A 15,457-nucleotide genomic window follows, 5' to 3' on the forward strand; every position below is an offset into this window, starting at 1 on the left:
TTACTCCCCTTTGCCGCCGTAGGCTTTGTCAGCTGCCTTGGCGGGTGCCGGGTTCTTGGCTACGTTGGTCGCTTCGGTCGGATTGACCTGAACACCTGGACGCACGAATTGCAGCCCTTCGGTGATCAGGCGATCGCCGGCTTTCAGGCCGTCTTCGATCAGCCACTGGCTGCCGACGGTACGGCTGGCCTTGAGCTGACGCAGTTCGACCTTGTTGTCCGCACCCACGACCAGCGCGGTCGGGGTTCCCTTGAGGTCACGGGTCACGCCTTGTTGTGGCGCCAGAATGGCCGCGGCGTTGACACCGGCCTGCAGCTGGGCGCGAACGAACATGCCCGGCAACAGGGTGTGATCCGGGTTCGGGAACACGGCGCGCAGAGTCACGGATCCAGTGGTCGGGTCGACCGACACTTCGGAGAATTCCAGCTTACCGTCGAGCTTGTACTGGCTGCCGTCTTCCAGGGTCAGCTTGACCGCCGCGGCGTTGTCACCGGCCTTCTGCAGACGGCCGCTTTCCAGTTCACGGCGCAGTTCCAGCAGTTCGACCGAGGACTGCGTCACGTCGACGTAGATCGGGTCCAGTTGCTGGATGGTCGCCATCGCATCGGTCTGCCCGTTGCTGACCAGCGCACCTTCGGTGACCGAAGAGCGGCCGATACGCCCGGAGATCGGTGCGTAAACCTTGGTATAGCGCACGTTGATCTGCGCGCTCTGCAGCGAAGCTTCCGATTGCAGGCGGTTGGACACGGCCGTGTCGTATTCCTGACGGCTCACGGCCTGCTCGTCGACCAGTTGCTTGTAGCGGTCGGAGATCGACTTGGTCGAACGCAGGTTGGCTTCGGCGCTTTTCAGGGTCGCTTCATAGACCGAAGGATCGATCTGATACAGCTGCTGGCCGGCTTTGACATCGCCGCCTTCCTTGAACAGACGCTTGAGAATGATGCCGTTGACCTGCGGACGGACTTCAGCGATGCGGAACGCACTGGTGCGGCCCGGGAGTTCCGACGTCAGGGTAAAGGCCTGTGGTTGCAGGGTGACGACGCCGACCTGAGGAGGTGGTGCGGCGGGAGCCGCCTCTTCCTTTTTACATCCGCTGAGCAGCGATGCCAGGGCGACGGCAGTGACCAGAGCGGTAACAGCTGGCTTGAATTGCATGAAGATCCTCGGGTCAGGCGCGCGAAAAGCGCACAAGAAGTGTGGAAGGGTAAAAAATGAGTGCCGGGTGGATAAGTAGCTTGCTAAGGAATATACTTACGTTCATGGTTGTTTGTAAACACCTTGGCTGCGTACCCATCTGGTTACAAAAGTCGTGGCAAGGTCTGAAATTGTAGGCCGGGGGAGTCGATCCGCGAGAGATCCACCCCTTTTTATTCAGCGGATATTCAGCCATCCCTGAAACATCCTGTTTGAGGTTTTACTGCCATGGTTCGTCGCACCAAAGAGGAAGCTCAGGAAACGCGAAGCCAGATTCTGGAAGCCGCCGAGAAAGCTTTCTTTGAGAGGGGAGTGGCCCGCACCACGCTCTCCGATATCGCGAGCCTGGCCGGCGTGACGCGGGGCGCCATCTATTGGCACTTCAGCAACAAGGCCGATTTGCTGCAGGCAATGCTCGATACGCTGCACGAGCCGCTGGACGAGTTGGCCAAGGCCAGCGAAAGCGAGGACGAACCCGACCCACTGGGTTGCATGCGCCAACTGCTGATTCATTTGTTTCATCAAGTTGCGCTGGACCCGAAGACCCGGCGTATCAACGAAATTCTGTTTCATAAGTGCGAATTCACCGATGAAATGTGCGACCTGCGCCAACAGCGCCGGACCGCCAGCCTCGATTGCAATGTGCGGATCGCGCTGACATTGAGTAATGCGGTCAATCGTGGGCAACTGCCGGCGGACCTCGACACCGCCCGCGCCGCCATCAGCATTCACGCCTTTATCGATGGCATCCTGTATCAATGGCTGCTGGCCCCGGACAGTTTCGAGCTGTACGCCGAAGCCGAGCGCTGGGTCGATACAGGGCTGGATATGCTGCGCTGGAGCCCCAGTCTGCGCAAATGAAACAAAATTCGTTATTGGGTTCAGTTTGTGTCAATTAAGGACGCGGATGAAGATCCGTGTTCACTCGCCCCGCCGCAGTGGATTGCTTTTATATACCTCAACCCATCGAGTTGATACGTAGCGAACTACGTATTTTGTAGGGATTTTGTGTCGAGCCAGTGAACGAATATGAGCAACTCGCAAACTCCGCGCCCAATAAAAAGCCCCCGACTCTCACGAGTCGGGGGCTTTTTGCGTTTCTGCGGTGTGGATTACATCGTCGGGTAGTCGAGGTAGCCAACCGCGCCTTTGCCGTAGAAGGTTTCCGGGTGCGGTTCGTTCAGCGGCGCGTCGGCCTTCAAGCGAGCCGGCAAGTCCGGGTTGGCAATGAACGGGATACCGAATGCCACAGCGTCAGCCTTGCCCGCTGCCAGCCACGCGTTGGCGCTGTCCTTGGTGAAGCGTTCGTTGGCGATGTACGCGCCGCCGAAAGCTTCTTTCATTTGCGGGCCGAGGCTGTCGGCACCTTCTTTTTCGCGGGAGCAGATGAAGGCGATGCCGCGCTTGCCCAGTTCACGAGCGACGTAGGTGAAGGTTTCGGCCAGATTGTCGTCGCCCATGTCATGGGAGTCTGCGCGCGGCGCCAGATGCACGCCGACACGGCCGGCGCCCCAGACTTCGATGGCCGCGTCGGTCACTTCCAGCAGCAGACGGGCGCGGTTTTCCAGGGAGCCGCCGTAGTTGTCGGTGCGCTGGTTGGTGCTGCTTTGCAGGAACTGGTCGAGCAGATAGCCGTTGGCGCCGTGGATTTCCACGCCGTCGAAACCGGCCGCCTTGGCGTTTTCCGCGCCGACGCGGTAGGCGTCGACGATGTCAGCGATTTCAGCGGTTTCCAGAGCACGTGGCGTCGGATAGTCGGCCAGCGGGCGAACCAGGCTGACGTGACCTTTAGGCTGGATGGCGCTCGGTGCAACCGGGGTTTCGCCGTTCAGGTACGACGGGTGGGAAATCCGGCCCACGTGCCACAGTTGCAGGACGATCTTGCCGCCGGCGGCGTGAACCGCCTTGGTCACATTGGTCCAGCCACGCACCTGATCGTTGGACCAGATGCCCGGGGTGTCCGGGTAGCCGACGCCCATCGGGGTCACCGAGGTGGCTTCACTGATGATCAGGCCGGCAGAGGCGCGTTGCACGTAGTACTCGGCCATCAATGCATTCGGCACACGACCTTCGTCGGCGCGGCAGCGAGTCAGCGGTGCCATGATGATGCGGTTGGACAATTCGAGGTCGCCCAGCTTGATCGGATCGAAAATTGTTGCCATGAGATACAACCCTCGTGAGTTAAATGAGTGAGTCAGTTAGCGGTGGCCAGCTCGGGATTGCCGTTCTGGCGGAATGTGATCAGGGTCACCAGCAGGGCCAGGACCGCCAGCGCTGCAGCGGCAAGGGGGACGCTGGTCAGGCCATAGCCGTGAGCGATGACGGTGCCGCCGACCCAGGCGCCGAGGGCGTTGCCGACGTTGAAGGCGCCGATGTTCAGGGTCGACACCAGGTTCGGTGCGGCCTGGCCGTAGGTCACGACGTTCACTTGCAGGGCCGGTACGGCGGCGAAACACGCGGTGGCCCAGAGGAACAGGGTGATCTCGGTGGGGATCAGCGCGACGCTGGTCCAGGTCAGGACGGTGGAGGTCACGGCCATGGCGATGAACACGCCGATCAGCGTCGCGACCAGGCCTTTGTCGGCCAGTTTGCCGCCGATGATGTTGCCGACGGTCAGGCCCAGGCCGATCAACATCAGGGTCCAGGTCACGCCACGGGGCGAGACGCCAGTGACATCGCCCAGCAGCGGTGCGACATAAGTGAACAGGGTGAATACCGAGGCGGCGAACAGCGCAGTCATACTCAAGGACAGCCAGATACCGGCACCCTTGAGCGCAGCCAGTTCGGCGCGCATATCGAGTTTTTCTTCGTCACGCTTGGCCGGCAGGAAGCGGATCAGGCCGATCAGCGCGATCACACCGATCACGGTCACTGCCCAGAAGGTCGAGCGCCAGCCGGCTTCCTGACCGAGCGCGGTGCCCAGCGGTACGCCGAGTACGTTGGCCAGTGTCAGGCCGGTGAACATCAGGGCCACGGCCGAGGCACGCTTGTTCGGCGCCACCAGGTTGGCCGCGACCACCGAACCGATGCCGAAGAACGCACCGTGGCACAGGGCGGTGACCACTCGGGCGAACATCAGCACCTCGTAGTCAGTGGCGATGGCGCAGAGCAGGTTGCCAATAATGAAGATGCCCATCAACGCGACCAGTGCAGCCTTGCGCGGCAGTCTTGCGGTGGCCATCGCCATGAACGGCGCACCAATCGCCACGCCCAGGGCGTAGCCGGTCACCAGCCAGCCGGCGCCGGGAATCGACACACCGAGATCCGCCGCCACATCGGGCAACAGGCCCATGATGACGAATTCCGTGGTGCCGATGGCGAAGGCGCTCAGGGCGAGTATGAGGAGCGAGAGGGGCATCGTTTGGTCCTTTTCGGCTGGCTGACGTTAAGGGTCAGAGCTCTTTGCTGAGAGTGCTGAGGAACGCCTGGATCACGTCCTCGTTACGTTTGAAAAAGTGCCACTGCCCGGCTTTCTGGCTGCTGATCAGCCCGGCCCGTTGCAGGGTGGCCAGGTGGGCGGAGACGGTCGATTGCGACAGGCCGCAGCGTTGGTCGATCTGCCCGGCGCAGATGCCGTACTCGTGGTTGTGGATCTGTTCCGGAAACTGGGCTTTCGGGTCTTTCAGCCAGTTGAGGATGTCTCGCCGTACTGGGTGTGCCAGGGCTTTTATTATTTCGTCGAGGTCAATGTTCATGGCTGGTTGCTCGTGATGTGTGTAGCGCTATATCGCGATGAGGCGAACTTTAAATCGGTATTTCGCGATATACCAATATGAATTCGATCTGACGACCGTACAAATCGGTATATCGGGTTATAACGATATGTGAGGTGTAAACAAACTCCGGCGCGGTGCTAAGCTGCGCCCATGAACTATCTCGCACATTTGCACCTCGGTGGCCAGCGCCCCGGTCAACTGCTCGGCAGTCTGTATGGCGATTTCGTCAAAGGACGGCTGCAAGGGCAGTTCGATCCGGAGATCGAAGCGGCAATTGCCTTGCATCGTCAGATCGATGTGTTCACCGATCGTCACCCGTTGGTGGACGCTTCACTGGCGCGTTTTTCCACGACCCGCCGCCGTTACGCCGGCATCGTCCTCGACGTGTTTTTCGACCATTGCCTTGCCCGCGATTGGGCACTCTACGCCGACCGACCGCTGGCGCAATTCACTACTGACGTTTACCGGGTGTTGTCCAGCGAGCGGCAATTGCCCGAGCGCCTGGCGAAGATCGCCCCGCACATGGTGGCCAATGACTGGTTGGGTTCGTATGAGGAGTTCGAAGTGCTGGATCAGGTATTGCGCGGGATTTCCCGACGCCTGAGCAAGCCTGAAGAACTGGCAGGGGCGATGCAGGAGTTGCGGCGTCTGTATGAACCGCTCAGTGACGACTTTCGCTTGTTCTACCCACAGCTGCAGGACTTCGCCGGCCGGCAGCTGTAGGCAGAGGATGACGATCAGGCGGCGATCAACTCGCCTGCACGACGCGGTTCGGCCGGTTTGGCCACCTCGCCGAACAATGCTTTCTGCACTGCTTGCTGGGCTTCGTACGCCAGTGCCGCGCGCTCCCGACCCTGACAGGCAATCGGCTTGAGCAAGTGAACTTCCACATCGCCGCAATCGTTGCTGAACAGGCGCATCAGGTGCGACAGCAGATCATCGTCACCAATGAACGGCGCCAGCGAATCGATCTCGCCATTGCGCAGATAACGGATCGCCACTGGTTGCAGCATGACTTCGGAATCAATCGCCGCCGACAGCAGGCGACCATGAAAGGTACGCAGCGAGCGGCCGTCGGTGGTGGTGCCTTCCGGGAACATCAGCAGCGGGTGATCGGTTTGCAGGTGACGGGTCATCTGCTTGCGGATCAACTGGCTGTCGCCCGAACCGCGACGGATGAACAGACTGCCGGCCTTCGCCGCCAGCCAGCCGGCCACCGGCCAGGTGCGCACTTCGGCCTTGGACAGAAACGACAGCGGCGTGAGCATGCCGAGCAGCGGAATGTCAGTCCACGACACATGGTTGCTGACCCACAGCATCGGCTGCTTCGGCAGTTCACCATGGACGGTCACGCGAAAGGGCAGGGCATTGCTCAGGCGCGCCATGAAAAACCGCGACCAGCGCTGCCGGCGTTGCATCGAATGAGCCAGCCCCAGACGTTCGAAAACCCCGAAGACACTGGCCATGCTCAAGCCCAGCGTCACCACCAGCAGCACCCGCGCGATCCGTGCGTACACCCGCAGCCGGCTCATCACACGGCCGCCTTGAAGTGCTTGGCGTAGCGTGGGCAGAGTTCGTCGCGCTTGAGCAGGATGAACACGTCGGCGACCTGGAAGTCCTCGTCCCAGCACGGCTCGCCGCAGATCTTCGCGCCCAGGCGCATGTAGGCCTTGAGCAGCGGTGGCATTTCGGCGATCACGTTCGATGGAATATCCAGCGTTGGCAGCGGATTCTTCGGTTCGGCGCGCAGATGTTCGGTGCACAGATAACGTTCGCGCAGGCGCTGCATGATCGCGTGAGCCTGTACGCCGCCGTCCTGCATCGGGATGCTCGCGCAACCCATCAGGTAGCTGTAGCCGCCCTGATTGAGGACTTCGGCCAGTTCGCCCCAAAGCACAGCGATGGTGCCGCCGTTGCGGTAGGCCGGGTCGACGCAGGTGCGACCGATTTCGAGGATCGGGCCTTGCAGGCCGGCGAGGCCGTGCAGGCTGAATTCTTCTTCACTGTAGAACTTTCCCAGGCTGCTGGCGGCGGTGTGGTCGAGCAAACGGGTGGTCGCCACCAGACGGCCGGTGTTCAGGTCACGCACGCCGATGTGGCTGCAGTGAACATCATAGTCATCCATGTCCAGACCCAGCTCCGCGCCGTTCAGTTTGGCGTTGAACTCGCCGCTGAACACGTTGAAGCGCAAGGCCTGGGCTTGCTGCAAGGCCTCGGCGCCGATCAGGCGTTCGGCTTGCAGGCGGCGTTCATTGCCGGTGTCGCTGATGCGGGCGATCTGAGTCATTTGAATCTCCGTACGGGCCTTTAACCCGTCGTGGGTTACAGCCGATCGACTTTCTTTATGCAGCCGTGTTGTGCAAAGTCAGGCTATGTAGCCCCGGTGTCATCGCCATGAATGTTTGGTGATGCTTATATGACAGCCCACGAGGAGCCTCTGATGACCTGGTCGACCCTGCTTGAATGTCGCGAACGCCTGCCCGCCGTTGCCGATCTGGCGGAGGGTTTCGCCACGCTGCTGCATCAACTGGGCAGCGTCACGCCGTTCGAACTGGCGGTGGCGGGAGGGCGGCGGATGGCAACGCCGGGGCTGGCGTTTCTGGTGGGCTATCAGGCGGCGCTGCGCATGCTCTGGCCGAGCGCGCCGCCAAGCCTGGGCGCGTTGTGTGCGACCGAACAGCGCAGCCTGCGCCCGGCGGACATGCAGACCCGGCTCACGGATCTGCGCCTCACCGGGCAAAAGGATTTCGTTACCGCCGGCGACGCGGCGGACTGGCTGCTGATCGCCGCCCGCAGTGAGCAACCCGGCGAATCACCGCGCCTGAGCCTGGCGGTGGTGTACCCCGGCGAATCCGGTGTGCGCGTGGAAAAACTCCCGGCACTGCCGTTGATACCGGACATCAGTCATGGTCGGCTGCATCTCGACGATGCTCTTTGTGAGCTGCTCGCCGGGGACGGTTGGGACGCTTACGTCAAACCGTTCCGCACCCTTGAAGATGTCTATGTGCTGAGTGCGATGACCGCGTGGCTGTACGGCGTCGGTCAGGACAGCGGCTGGCCGCAGCCACTGCAATTGCGCTTGCTGGCGCTGTTGGCCGGTTGCGCGGAAGTCAGTCGCCAGCCGCCGAACAATCCCGTCGGGCATGTGCTGCTCGGTGGCTTGTTTGCGCAGTTCGACGGGCTCAAACCGGAGGTCGATCAGGCGTTGCGCGACAGTCATCCGGAGTGGGCGGCGATGTGGCAGCGCGACCAGGCACTGATGCAACTGGCAGCAGGCGCACGGGCCAAACGGCTGGCCAAGGCGTTGGCGGCAAGCCAAAACACAGCTGTCATGAACGCCGGCTAGGCTTGGCAGATTCATCCCCAGAGCCCTCACCATGTTCAAAGGCCTGTCCCTGTTTTTGCTGCTGATAAGCTTCACCGTTCAGGCCGAACAATGGCCGGGCGAGCAGTGGCCGACCGGTGCGAAAATCGCCGGCCCCGCCGTCGAAACACTGGAGGCTTATGCCTTCCCGAGCCGCGACGACAACACCCGCAAAGGCATCCGCACCGATGCCTTGCTGGTGATCCGCGACGGCCAGCTCATCTACGAACGCTACGCTGCTGCAACCACCGCCGACACCCCACACCTGACCTGGTCGATCAGCAAAAGCCTGATGGCCACGGTGTTCGGCGTGGCGTACGGCGAAGGCTTGTTCAAACTCGATGACCCTGCCGCAAAATATTATCCGGTGCTGGAAAAACACCCGGCCATCACTCTCAAGGATCTGCTGCACTGGGCCTCGGGCATCGACTGGCAGGAAGACTACGAATACGCCCCGTTGAAATCCTCGGTAGTGGCAATGCTCTACACCCGTGGCCACCGCGACATGGCCGCCTTCACTGCCGATCACGACAGCTACGCATCAGCGGGGCAGGCGTTCCGCTATTCCAGCGGCGACAGCAATCTGTTGGCCGCCGCGCTGAAAGCCATCGTCGGCCCGCAGCGTTATCCGGACTATCCGTGGACAGCGCTTTTCGATCCGCTGGGCATCCGCCACGCCACTTGGGAAACCGATGCCACGGGCACTTTCGTCGCGTCTTCCTATGCCTACCTGACGGCCCGGGATCTGGCGCGAATCGGCCTGCTGATGGAACGGGACGGACGCTGGAACGACCGGCAGTTGTTGCCCAGGGATTGGGTCGCCTTCAACCGCCAGCCCTTCGCCGGCTACAAGGCCCATCAGGACGAAGCCGTGCCCGGCGGCCAGTGGTGGCTCAATCGCCCGGCGGATGGCGCCGCCTCGCCGTGGCCCGACGCACCGCCCGACACCTTCGCTGCCCTCGGCCATTGGGGCCAGGCGCTGTACGTGATCCCGAGCGAAAAACTGGTGATCGTGCGCTATGGCGATGATCGCGACGGCAGCTATCGCCACAACGAATTGCTCAAGCGCGTGCTCGGGGCGGTGCGGCCATGAAACTGTTCAGAAAAATCCTGCTGGTGCTGCTGGTGCTGCTGGTCGTGCTGTTGGGCTGGGGCTGGCACGAGCGGGAAAACCTGTGGGCCTTCCCCGACATCATCAGTGCCTATACCGCCAAGGAATACTGTTCGTGCCGCTACGTGATGAATAACGAAGCCAAGTATTGCCGGGGCTACGTCAAGCAGTGGCTGCCCGGTGAGCTGACCGATGACAGCACACAAAAACTCGTCAGCGCCAGTGGCATGGGCCGTACCAACAGCGCCCAATGGCAGGGCGAACGTCAGGGGTGTCGCCTCAAGCCCTGATTCGCAAAATGAACTACCGGTTTGCATCCCGGCTTCAGACAGTTAAGGTTCGTGCAGGTTTATCGGCCCCACGAGTCTTCAATGTTCAACCGTTCTCTGCGCAACGCCTTCGCCGGCCTGCTGCTGGGCGCTGCTGCGCTGCCGGCCCAGGCCAACTGGTATCTGGACGGCGAGTCGTCGCGGCTGTCGTTCGTCAGCACGAAAAACGCCAACGTGTCCGAAGTTCAGCGCTTTCTGGTGCTGCATGGCAAGGTCGATCCCGACGGCCGCGCCGAAGTCGAGGTCGAGCTGGACTCGATCAACAGCGGCGTCCCGCTGCGCGATGAGCGCATGCGCAAGGAGTTGTTCCAGATCGAGCAATTTCCCGAGGCGACCATCACCACGCAAATCGACCTGCGCCCGATCAACGATCTGGCTCCTGGCGCGCAGCTTGAATTGCGTCTGCCGCTGACCGTCAACCTGCACGGCAAACAGCATGAATACCCTGCCGAACTGCTCGCCACGCGCCTCGATGACCGACGCTTTCAAGTGGTGACGCTGGAGCCGCTGGTGATCAGCGCCGAGGATTTCGAACTGCTGCCAGGCCTGGAAAACCTGCGCAAAATGGCCGGCCTGTCGGCCATCAGTCTGTCGGTGCCGGTGGGTGCGGTGCTGATCTTCGCGGCGCGCTGACATGCGCGGCGCAGTGTTCCCGTGGCGTGACGGCAACCGCTTCGAACTGCTGATCGATGGCCCGCAATTCTTCCCGCGCATGCTTGAGGAAATCGCCCGCGCCCGTGAGCAGATCGAACTGGAGTTGTACCTGGTGGAGGCCGGCGCCTGTGCCGAAACCGTGGTTCAGGCGCTGGTGCTGGCGGCCGAGCGGGGCGTGCGGGTGCGCTGTCTGTTCGATGATTACGGCAGCCTGGCCTTCACCCTGGCCTTGCGTCAGCGCCTGACGCTCGCCGGCGTCGAGCTGCGTTTCTACAATCGCCTGAACTGGCGGCGCTGGGTCGGCAATTTCTATCGCGACCACCGCAAGCTGTTGCTGGTCGATCAGCGTTTGGCGGTGGTTGGCGGCACGGGGGTGACCGACGAATTCTGGACCCCGGGCCACGACACCAGCGAATGGCACGAAGTGATGGTGCAAATCACCGGCCCCCTGGTGCTCGACTGGCAACTGTTGTTCGACCGCCAATGGATTGCCAACCGCCATCGCCGGGCCTGGAAACCCCACGCGAATTTCGGCCTGCCGCGATTGCCGCGCGTACCCGACACCGGCGAGGGCATGGGCCGTGTGGCCTACGCCGACGCCCGCCAGCATCGCGACATTCTGCAATCACTGTTCCGCGCACTGAACAGTGGCCAGAAGCGTATCTGGCTGGCGACGCCTTACTTCCTGCCGACCTGGAAAATCCGCCGCTCCCTGCGCAAGGCCGCCGCCCGTGGCCTTGACGTGCGCCTGCTGCTGACCGGGCCGCGCACCGATCACCCGTCGGTGCGCTACGCGGGGCATCGCTACTATCCGCGCCTGCTCAAGGCCGGGGTGAAAATCTACGAATACCAGCCGTGTTTCCTGCATTTGAAAATGGTGCTGGTGGACGATTGGGTGAGCATCGGTTCGTGCAATTTCGATCACTGGAATCTGCGCTTCAACCTTGAAGCGAACCTGGAAGCGCTGGATCCGTCGTTGACGGTAGCGGTGGCGGCGAGTTTCGAGAAGGACTTCGGCCTGAGTGAGCAGGTGAGCCTGGAGGAATGGCAGCGCCGGCCGTTGTGGCGGCGGGTGAAGCAGCGGATCTGGGGATGGGTGGATCGGGTGGTGGTCAACCTGCTCGATCGCCGGGGCTGATTCAATACCGCAAAAACAATGAGGGAACTGGCAAGCCAGCTCCCTCATTTTTATGTGTAGCTTTAACCGTTACAGCAATTCAAAGCTCTGCTGCGTCACGTCCTGGGAGTCCAGGCCGATCTGCACGTTGAACTTGCCAGGCTCGGCCGCGTACTTGAGCTGGGCGTTGTAGAACTTCAGGTCATCTTCGCTGATGGTGAAGTGCACGACTTTCTGCTCGCCGGCCTTGAGCATGATCTTCTGGAAGTTCTTCAGCTCCTTGACCGGACGGATCATCGAACCGGTGACATCCTGGATGTACAGTTGCACCACGGTTTCGCCGTCACGCTTGCCGGTGTTTTTCACCGTGACACTGGCGTCGAGCTTGCCGGTGGCGTTCAAGGTGGTCGACGACAGCGCCATGTCGCTCAGGCTGAAATCGGTGTAGCTCAGGCCGTAACCGAACGGGAACAGGGGCCCGGTGGTGTCATCGAAATACTGCGAGGTGTAGTTGCCCGGTTTGCCCGGCGTGAATGGCCGGCCAATGCTCAGGTGGTTGTAGTAGGTCGGGATCTGGCCCACGGAACGCGGGAAGGTTACCGGCAGTTTGCCCGACGGGTTGTAGTCGCCGAACAACACGTCGGCGATGGCGTTGCCGCCCTCGGTGCCGCTGAACCAGGTCTCCAGAATCGCGTCAGCCTGTTCTTTCTCTTCAAGAATCGTCAGCGGACGGCCGTTCATCAGCACCAACACCAACGGCTTGCCGGTGGCTTTCAGGGCACGGATCAGCTCGCGCTGGTTTTCCGGGATGTTCAGGTCGGTACGGCTCGACGATTCGTGGGACATGCCACGGGACTCGCCCACGGCTGCAACGATTACGTCAGCGTCCTTGGAGGCTTTTACCGCTTCGTCGATCAGCACGTTGGCCGGGCGCGGGTCATCGACCACTTCCGGCGCATCGAAGTTGAGGAAGTTCAGGTAGTCGAGGATCTTCTTGTCATTGGTGATGTTGGCGCCACGGGCGTAGATCAGGTTCGCCTTGTCGCCGATCACACTGCTCATGCCGTCGAACAGCGTGACCGATTGCGCCGGTTTGCCGGCAGCGGCCCAGCTACCCATCATGTCGATCGGGGCCTTGGCCAGTGGACCGACCAGCGCAACCTTCGCGGTTTTCTTCAGCGGCAGGGTTTCGTTCTGGTTCTTCAGCAGCACCAGGCTGCGACGAGCGACGTCGCGGGCGTCGGCGCGGTGCAGGCGGCTGTCGGCGTAGGTGTCCGCCGGGTCGTCTTCAGCCTTGCCGATACGCAGGTACGGGTCCTTGAACAGGCCCATGTCGTACTTGGCGGCGAGGACTTCACGCACGGCGTTGTCGATGTCTTTCTGTTCAATTTCGCCGGACTTGAGCAGTCCCGGCAGTTCTTTGCCGTACAGGGTGTCGTTCATGCTCATGTCGATGCCGGCCTTGATTGCCAGCTTCGCCGCTTCGCGACCGTCGGCGGCCACGCCGTGCTTGATCAGTTCGAAGATCGCGCCGTGGTCGCTGACTGCCAGGCCCTTGAAGCCCCACTCCTTGCGCAGCAGGTCATTCATCAGCCAGGTATTGGCGGTGGCCGGGATGCCGTTGATCGAGTTCAACGCCACCATCACGCCGCCGGCGCCGGCATCAATCGCGGCGCGGTACGGTGGCAGGTAGTCCTGGTACATCTTCACCGGGCTCATGTCGACGGTGTTGTAGTCGCGACCGCCCTCGACCGCGCCGTACAGGGCGAAGTGCTTGACGCTGGCCATGATGCTGTCGGCCGCGCTCGGGGTGTCGCCTTGATAGGCCTTGACCATGACTTTGGCGATACGCGAGGTCAGGTAGGTGTCTTCACCGAAACCTTCGGAGCTGCGGCCCCAGCGCGGGTCGCGGGAAATATCGACCATCGGCGCAAAGGTGATGTCGAGGCTGTCGGCAGCGGCCTCTTTGGCGGCAATGCGCCCGGACTGGCCGATGGCATCCATGTCCCAGCTCGATGCCAGGGCCAGAGGGATCGGGAAAATCGTACGGTGACCGTGGATCACGTCGTACGCGAAAAACATCGGGATCTTCAGGCGACTGCGCATGGCAGCGTCCTGCATCGGACGGTTTTCCGGGCGGGTGATCGAGTTGAACGTGCCACCGATGTTGCCGGCGGCGATCTCTTTGCGGATCAGCTCGCGGGGCATTTCCGGGCCGATACTGATCAGGCGCAACTGGCCGATCTTCTCGTCGAGGGTCATTTGTTTCATCAGGTTACTGATGAATGCGTCCTTGTTTTCCAGGGGTACCGGGGTCGTGGCGGCCAGTACTTGATGACTGGCCAGGCTGACGAACAGGCCCAGCAAACACAGCTTCTTCATGAATAGTTTTCTCAAGGGCCTAAACGGCGTTGCAATGCCGGCCAGCCAAAATTTAGGGAACGACTATTGTTGTTCGGGTGCTGATTCAGAAAACGACAGCCGAATGTACGTCGAATGTTTCGGCGACGTGATCGCGCAGGGCCTCTTTTTAGCCCATCGGCCCGCTGCAATCCAGTGGCGCGGGCGATTATGCCCCAACCGCCGGCTGAGAATGTTTCGCGAGTCATTATTCATGAAATGTGCAAGGGAGCACCCGTCCGATGAATGTCAGTCCTGTCTACCGCTCGCGTTTGCAGGTCGCCACCTTGCTGGTGCTGGCCACGTTGTTGACCGCTTGCGGCATCAACAACATTCCCACCCTCGACGAACAGGCCAAGGCTGCCTGGGGCCAGGTACAGAACCAGTACCAGCGCCGCGCCGACCTGATCCCCAATCTGGTGGAAACGGTCAGGGGCTACGCCAAGCACGAGGAGGCCACCCTGACAGCGGTTGTCGAGGCCCGTGCCAAGGCGACGTCGATCCAGGTCGATGCCAGTACCCTCGACAACCCGGAAAAGCTCAAGCAGTTTCAGCAGGCACAGGACCAACTGAGCGGTGCCTTGAGCCGGTTGATGGTGGTCTCCGAGCGCTACCCGGACCTCAAGGCCAACCAGAACTTCCTCGCCCTGCAATCGCAACTTGAAGGCACCGAGAACCGCATCGCTGTGGCACGTCGCGATTTCATCCTGGCGGTGCAGAAGTACAACACCGAGATCCGTACCTTTCCTGGGCGCTTCTGGCACAGCGTGATGTACAGCGATCTGCCGATCCGCGAGACCTTCGAAGCCACCAGCCCCGGCGCGGACAAGGCCCCGGAAGTGAAGTTCTGAGCCGGATGCCTATGCGTGTGTTGAAGTTGGGCCTGGTGCTGATGCTGTGGCTTTTCGCTGTCAGCGCCCGGGCCGAGTTGATATTTCCGGCGCTGACCGGGCGGGTGGTGGACGACGCGCAGATGATCGAGCCCTCGGTGCGCGCGCAGCTGAACCAGCAGTTGCAGGCCCACGAACAGGCGACCGGCGAGCAACTGGTGGTCGTCACATTGCCGAACCTGCAAGGCGCAACCATCGAGGACTACGGGGTCGAACTCGGCCGGCACTGGGGCATCGGCCAGAAGGACAAGAATAATGGCGCGCTGTTGATCGTCGCCCGGGACGAGCGCAAATTGCGCATCGAAGTCGGCTACGGGCTGGAGGATCGCCTGACCGATGCCCAGAGTTCGGTGATCATTCATCAGGTCATCACGCCGTCGTTCAAGGCCGGCAATTTCAGCAAAGGCATCAGCGACGGTGTCGCGGCAATGCTGGTGGTGCTGGGGGGTAATCCGCTGGATGAACCTTCTACGGTGTATGAATCATCTGGCGATCCTTCGGACGATTTCGTCTCGCGGCACCCGGCGTTGTTCGTATTTCTGGTGATGTTGTTCATCCTGACTGTTTTTATCTGCCAGATGCTCGGTATCCTTCCCGCCGGCCGCGGCGGCTCCGGAGGAGGGGGCGGCTTTGGTGGCGGAGGTTTTGGCGGCGGCGGTGGAGGCGGGGGCTTCAGCGGCGG

Annotated in this window: 16 protein-coding genes; 9 read left to right on the top strand and 7 right to left on the bottom strand. The window is 61.6% G+C overall.

The genetic code is table 11. From position 1 onward, the window contains the following. Positions 1–1,155, bottom strand: coding sequence for an efflux RND transporter periplasmic adaptor subunit EmhA (gene emhA, locus CAF87_RS09835; RefSeq protein WP_085729941.1), 1,155 nt, complete (start codon positions 1,153–1,155; stop codon positions 1–3). A gap of 267 nt (positions 1,156–1,422) precedes the next feature. Here emhA and emhR point away from each other — a divergent pair, with 267 nt between their 5' ends. Further along, complete coding sequence (gene emhR, locus CAF87_RS09840; protein WP_085729942.1) at positions 1,423–2,055, top strand: efflux system transcriptional repressor EmhR; 633 nt, start codon at positions 1,423–1,425, stop codon at positions 2,053–2,055. A 251-nt stretch (positions 2,056–2,306) separates the two neighbouring features. Here the strand turns inward: emhR and CAF87_RS09845 are convergent, their stop codons facing one another. Genes CAF87_RS09845 through CAF87_RS09855 form a run of 3 tightly spaced genes read right to left on the bottom strand, consistent with a single transcriptional unit; the run spans position 2,307 to position 4,889 of the window. Beyond that, on the bottom strand, positions 2,307–3,356 hold the full coding sequence (locus CAF87_RS09845) for an alkene reductase (RefSeq protein WP_085729943.1): 1,050 nt from the start codon (positions 3,354–3,356) through the stop codon (positions 2,307–2,309). A gap of 32 nt (positions 3,357–3,388) precedes the next feature. Continuing rightward, positions 3,389–4,552 carry an MFS transporter gene (locus CAF87_RS09850; RefSeq protein ID WP_085729944.1) on the bottom strand — a complete coding sequence of 388 codons (1,164 nt, stop codon included), beginning with the start codon at positions 4,550–4,552 and terminating at the stop codon, positions 3,389–3,391. Positions 4,553–4,586: 34 nt separating this feature from the next. Continuing rightward, positions 4,587–4,889 (bottom strand): helix-turn-helix transcriptional regulator, encoded by a 303-nt coding sequence (locus CAF87_RS09855; protein WP_007957866.1) that lies wholly within the window; start codon positions 4,887–4,889, stop codon positions 4,587–4,589. 171 nt (positions 4,890–5,060) lie between these two features. Between CAF87_RS09855 and CAF87_RS09860 the strand changes: the two genes are divergently transcribed. Further along, positions 5,061–5,633 carry an ACP phosphodiesterase gene (locus tag CAF87_RS09860; protein ID WP_085729945.1) on the top strand — a complete coding sequence of 191 codons (573 nt, stop codon included), beginning with the start codon at positions 5,061–5,063 and terminating at the stop codon, positions 5,631–5,633. 14 nt (positions 5,634–5,647) lie between these two features. On the opposite strand, the gene CAF87_RS09865 is transcribed toward CAF87_RS09860, so the two are convergent. Together CAF87_RS09865 and olsB are read right to left on the bottom strand one after the other, a co-directional pair. Beyond that, on the bottom strand, positions 5,648–6,442 hold the full coding sequence (locus tag CAF87_RS09865) for a 1-acyl-sn-glycerol-3-phosphate acyltransferase (RefSeq protein ID WP_085729946.1): 795 nt from the start codon (positions 6,440–6,442) through the stop codon (positions 5,648–5,650). Beyond that, positions 6,442–7,197, bottom strand: a complete 756-nt coding sequence (olsB, locus tag CAF87_RS09870; RefSeq protein WP_085729947.1) for an L-ornithine N(alpha)-acyltransferase — start codon at positions 7,195–7,197, stop codon at positions 6,442–6,444. Before olsB ends, CAF87_RS09865 begins: the two co-directional genes overlap by 1 nt. Before the next feature lie 153 nt (positions 7,198–7,350). On the opposite strand from olsB, the gene CAF87_RS09875 reads away from it, so the two are divergent. The 5 genes from CAF87_RS09875 (at position 7,351) to CAF87_RS09895 (ending at position 11,506) form a co-directional block, all read left to right on the top strand. Continuing rightward, on the top strand, positions 7,351–8,256 hold the full coding sequence (locus tag CAF87_RS09875) for an acyl-CoA dehydrogenase family protein (RefSeq protein WP_085729948.1): 906 nt from the start codon (positions 7,351–7,353) through the stop codon (positions 8,254–8,256). Positions 8,257–8,287: 31 nt separating this feature from the next. Continuing rightward, the gene (locus CAF87_RS09880; protein ID WP_085729949.1) at positions 8,288–9,367 is read left to right on the top strand and encodes a serine hydrolase; all 1,080 of its coding nucleotides are present in this window, start codon (positions 8,288–8,290) and stop codon (positions 9,365–9,367) included. Further along, positions 9,364–9,675 carry an amidase gene (locus CAF87_RS09885; protein ID WP_085729950.1) on the top strand — a complete coding sequence of 104 codons (312 nt, stop codon included), beginning with the start codon at positions 9,364–9,366 and terminating at the stop codon, positions 9,673–9,675. Before CAF87_RS09880 ends, CAF87_RS09885 begins: the two co-directional genes overlap by 4 nt. 81 nt (positions 9,676–9,756) lie before the next feature. Then, positions 9,757–10,347 carry a YceI family protein gene (locus CAF87_RS09890; protein ID WP_085729951.1) on the top strand — a complete coding sequence of 197 codons (591 nt, stop codon included), beginning with the start codon at positions 9,757–9,759 and terminating at the stop codon, positions 10,345–10,347. A gap of 1 nt (position 10,348) precedes the next feature. Then, positions 10,349–11,506, top strand: coding sequence for a phosphatidylserine/phosphatidylglycerophosphate/cardiolipin synthase family protein (locus CAF87_RS09895; RefSeq protein ID WP_085729952.1), 1,158 nt, complete (start codon positions 10,349–10,351; stop codon positions 11,504–11,506). Positions 11,507–11,575: 69 nt separating this feature from the next. On the opposite strand, the gene bglX is transcribed toward CAF87_RS09895, so the two are convergent. Continuing rightward, the gene (gene bglX, locus CAF87_RS09900; RefSeq protein WP_085729953.1) at positions 11,576–13,867 is read right to left on the bottom strand and encodes a beta-glucosidase BglX; all 2,292 of its coding nucleotides are present in this window, start codon (positions 13,865–13,867) and stop codon (positions 11,576–11,578) included. Between the two features lie 260 nt (positions 13,868–14,127). On the opposite strand from bglX, the gene CAF87_RS09905 reads away from it, so the two are divergent. Then, positions 14,128–14,736 carry a LemA family protein gene (locus tag CAF87_RS09905; protein ID WP_085729954.1) on the top strand — a complete coding sequence of 203 codons (609 nt, stop codon included), beginning with the start codon at positions 14,128–14,130 and terminating at the stop codon, positions 14,734–14,736. Between the two features lie 11 nt (positions 14,737–14,747). Further along, positions 14,748–15,457: YgcG family protein (locus tag CAF87_RS09910; RefSeq protein WP_085748631.1), on the top strand; the 710-nt coding region annotated here is incomplete at its 3' end.

The sequence above is a fragment of the Pseudomonas sp. R38(2017) genome (assembly GCF_002112395.1).
In the GTDB taxonomy this organism is placed as follows: Bacteria; Pseudomonadota; Gammaproteobacteria; order Pseudomonadales; family Pseudomonadaceae; genus Aquipseudomonas.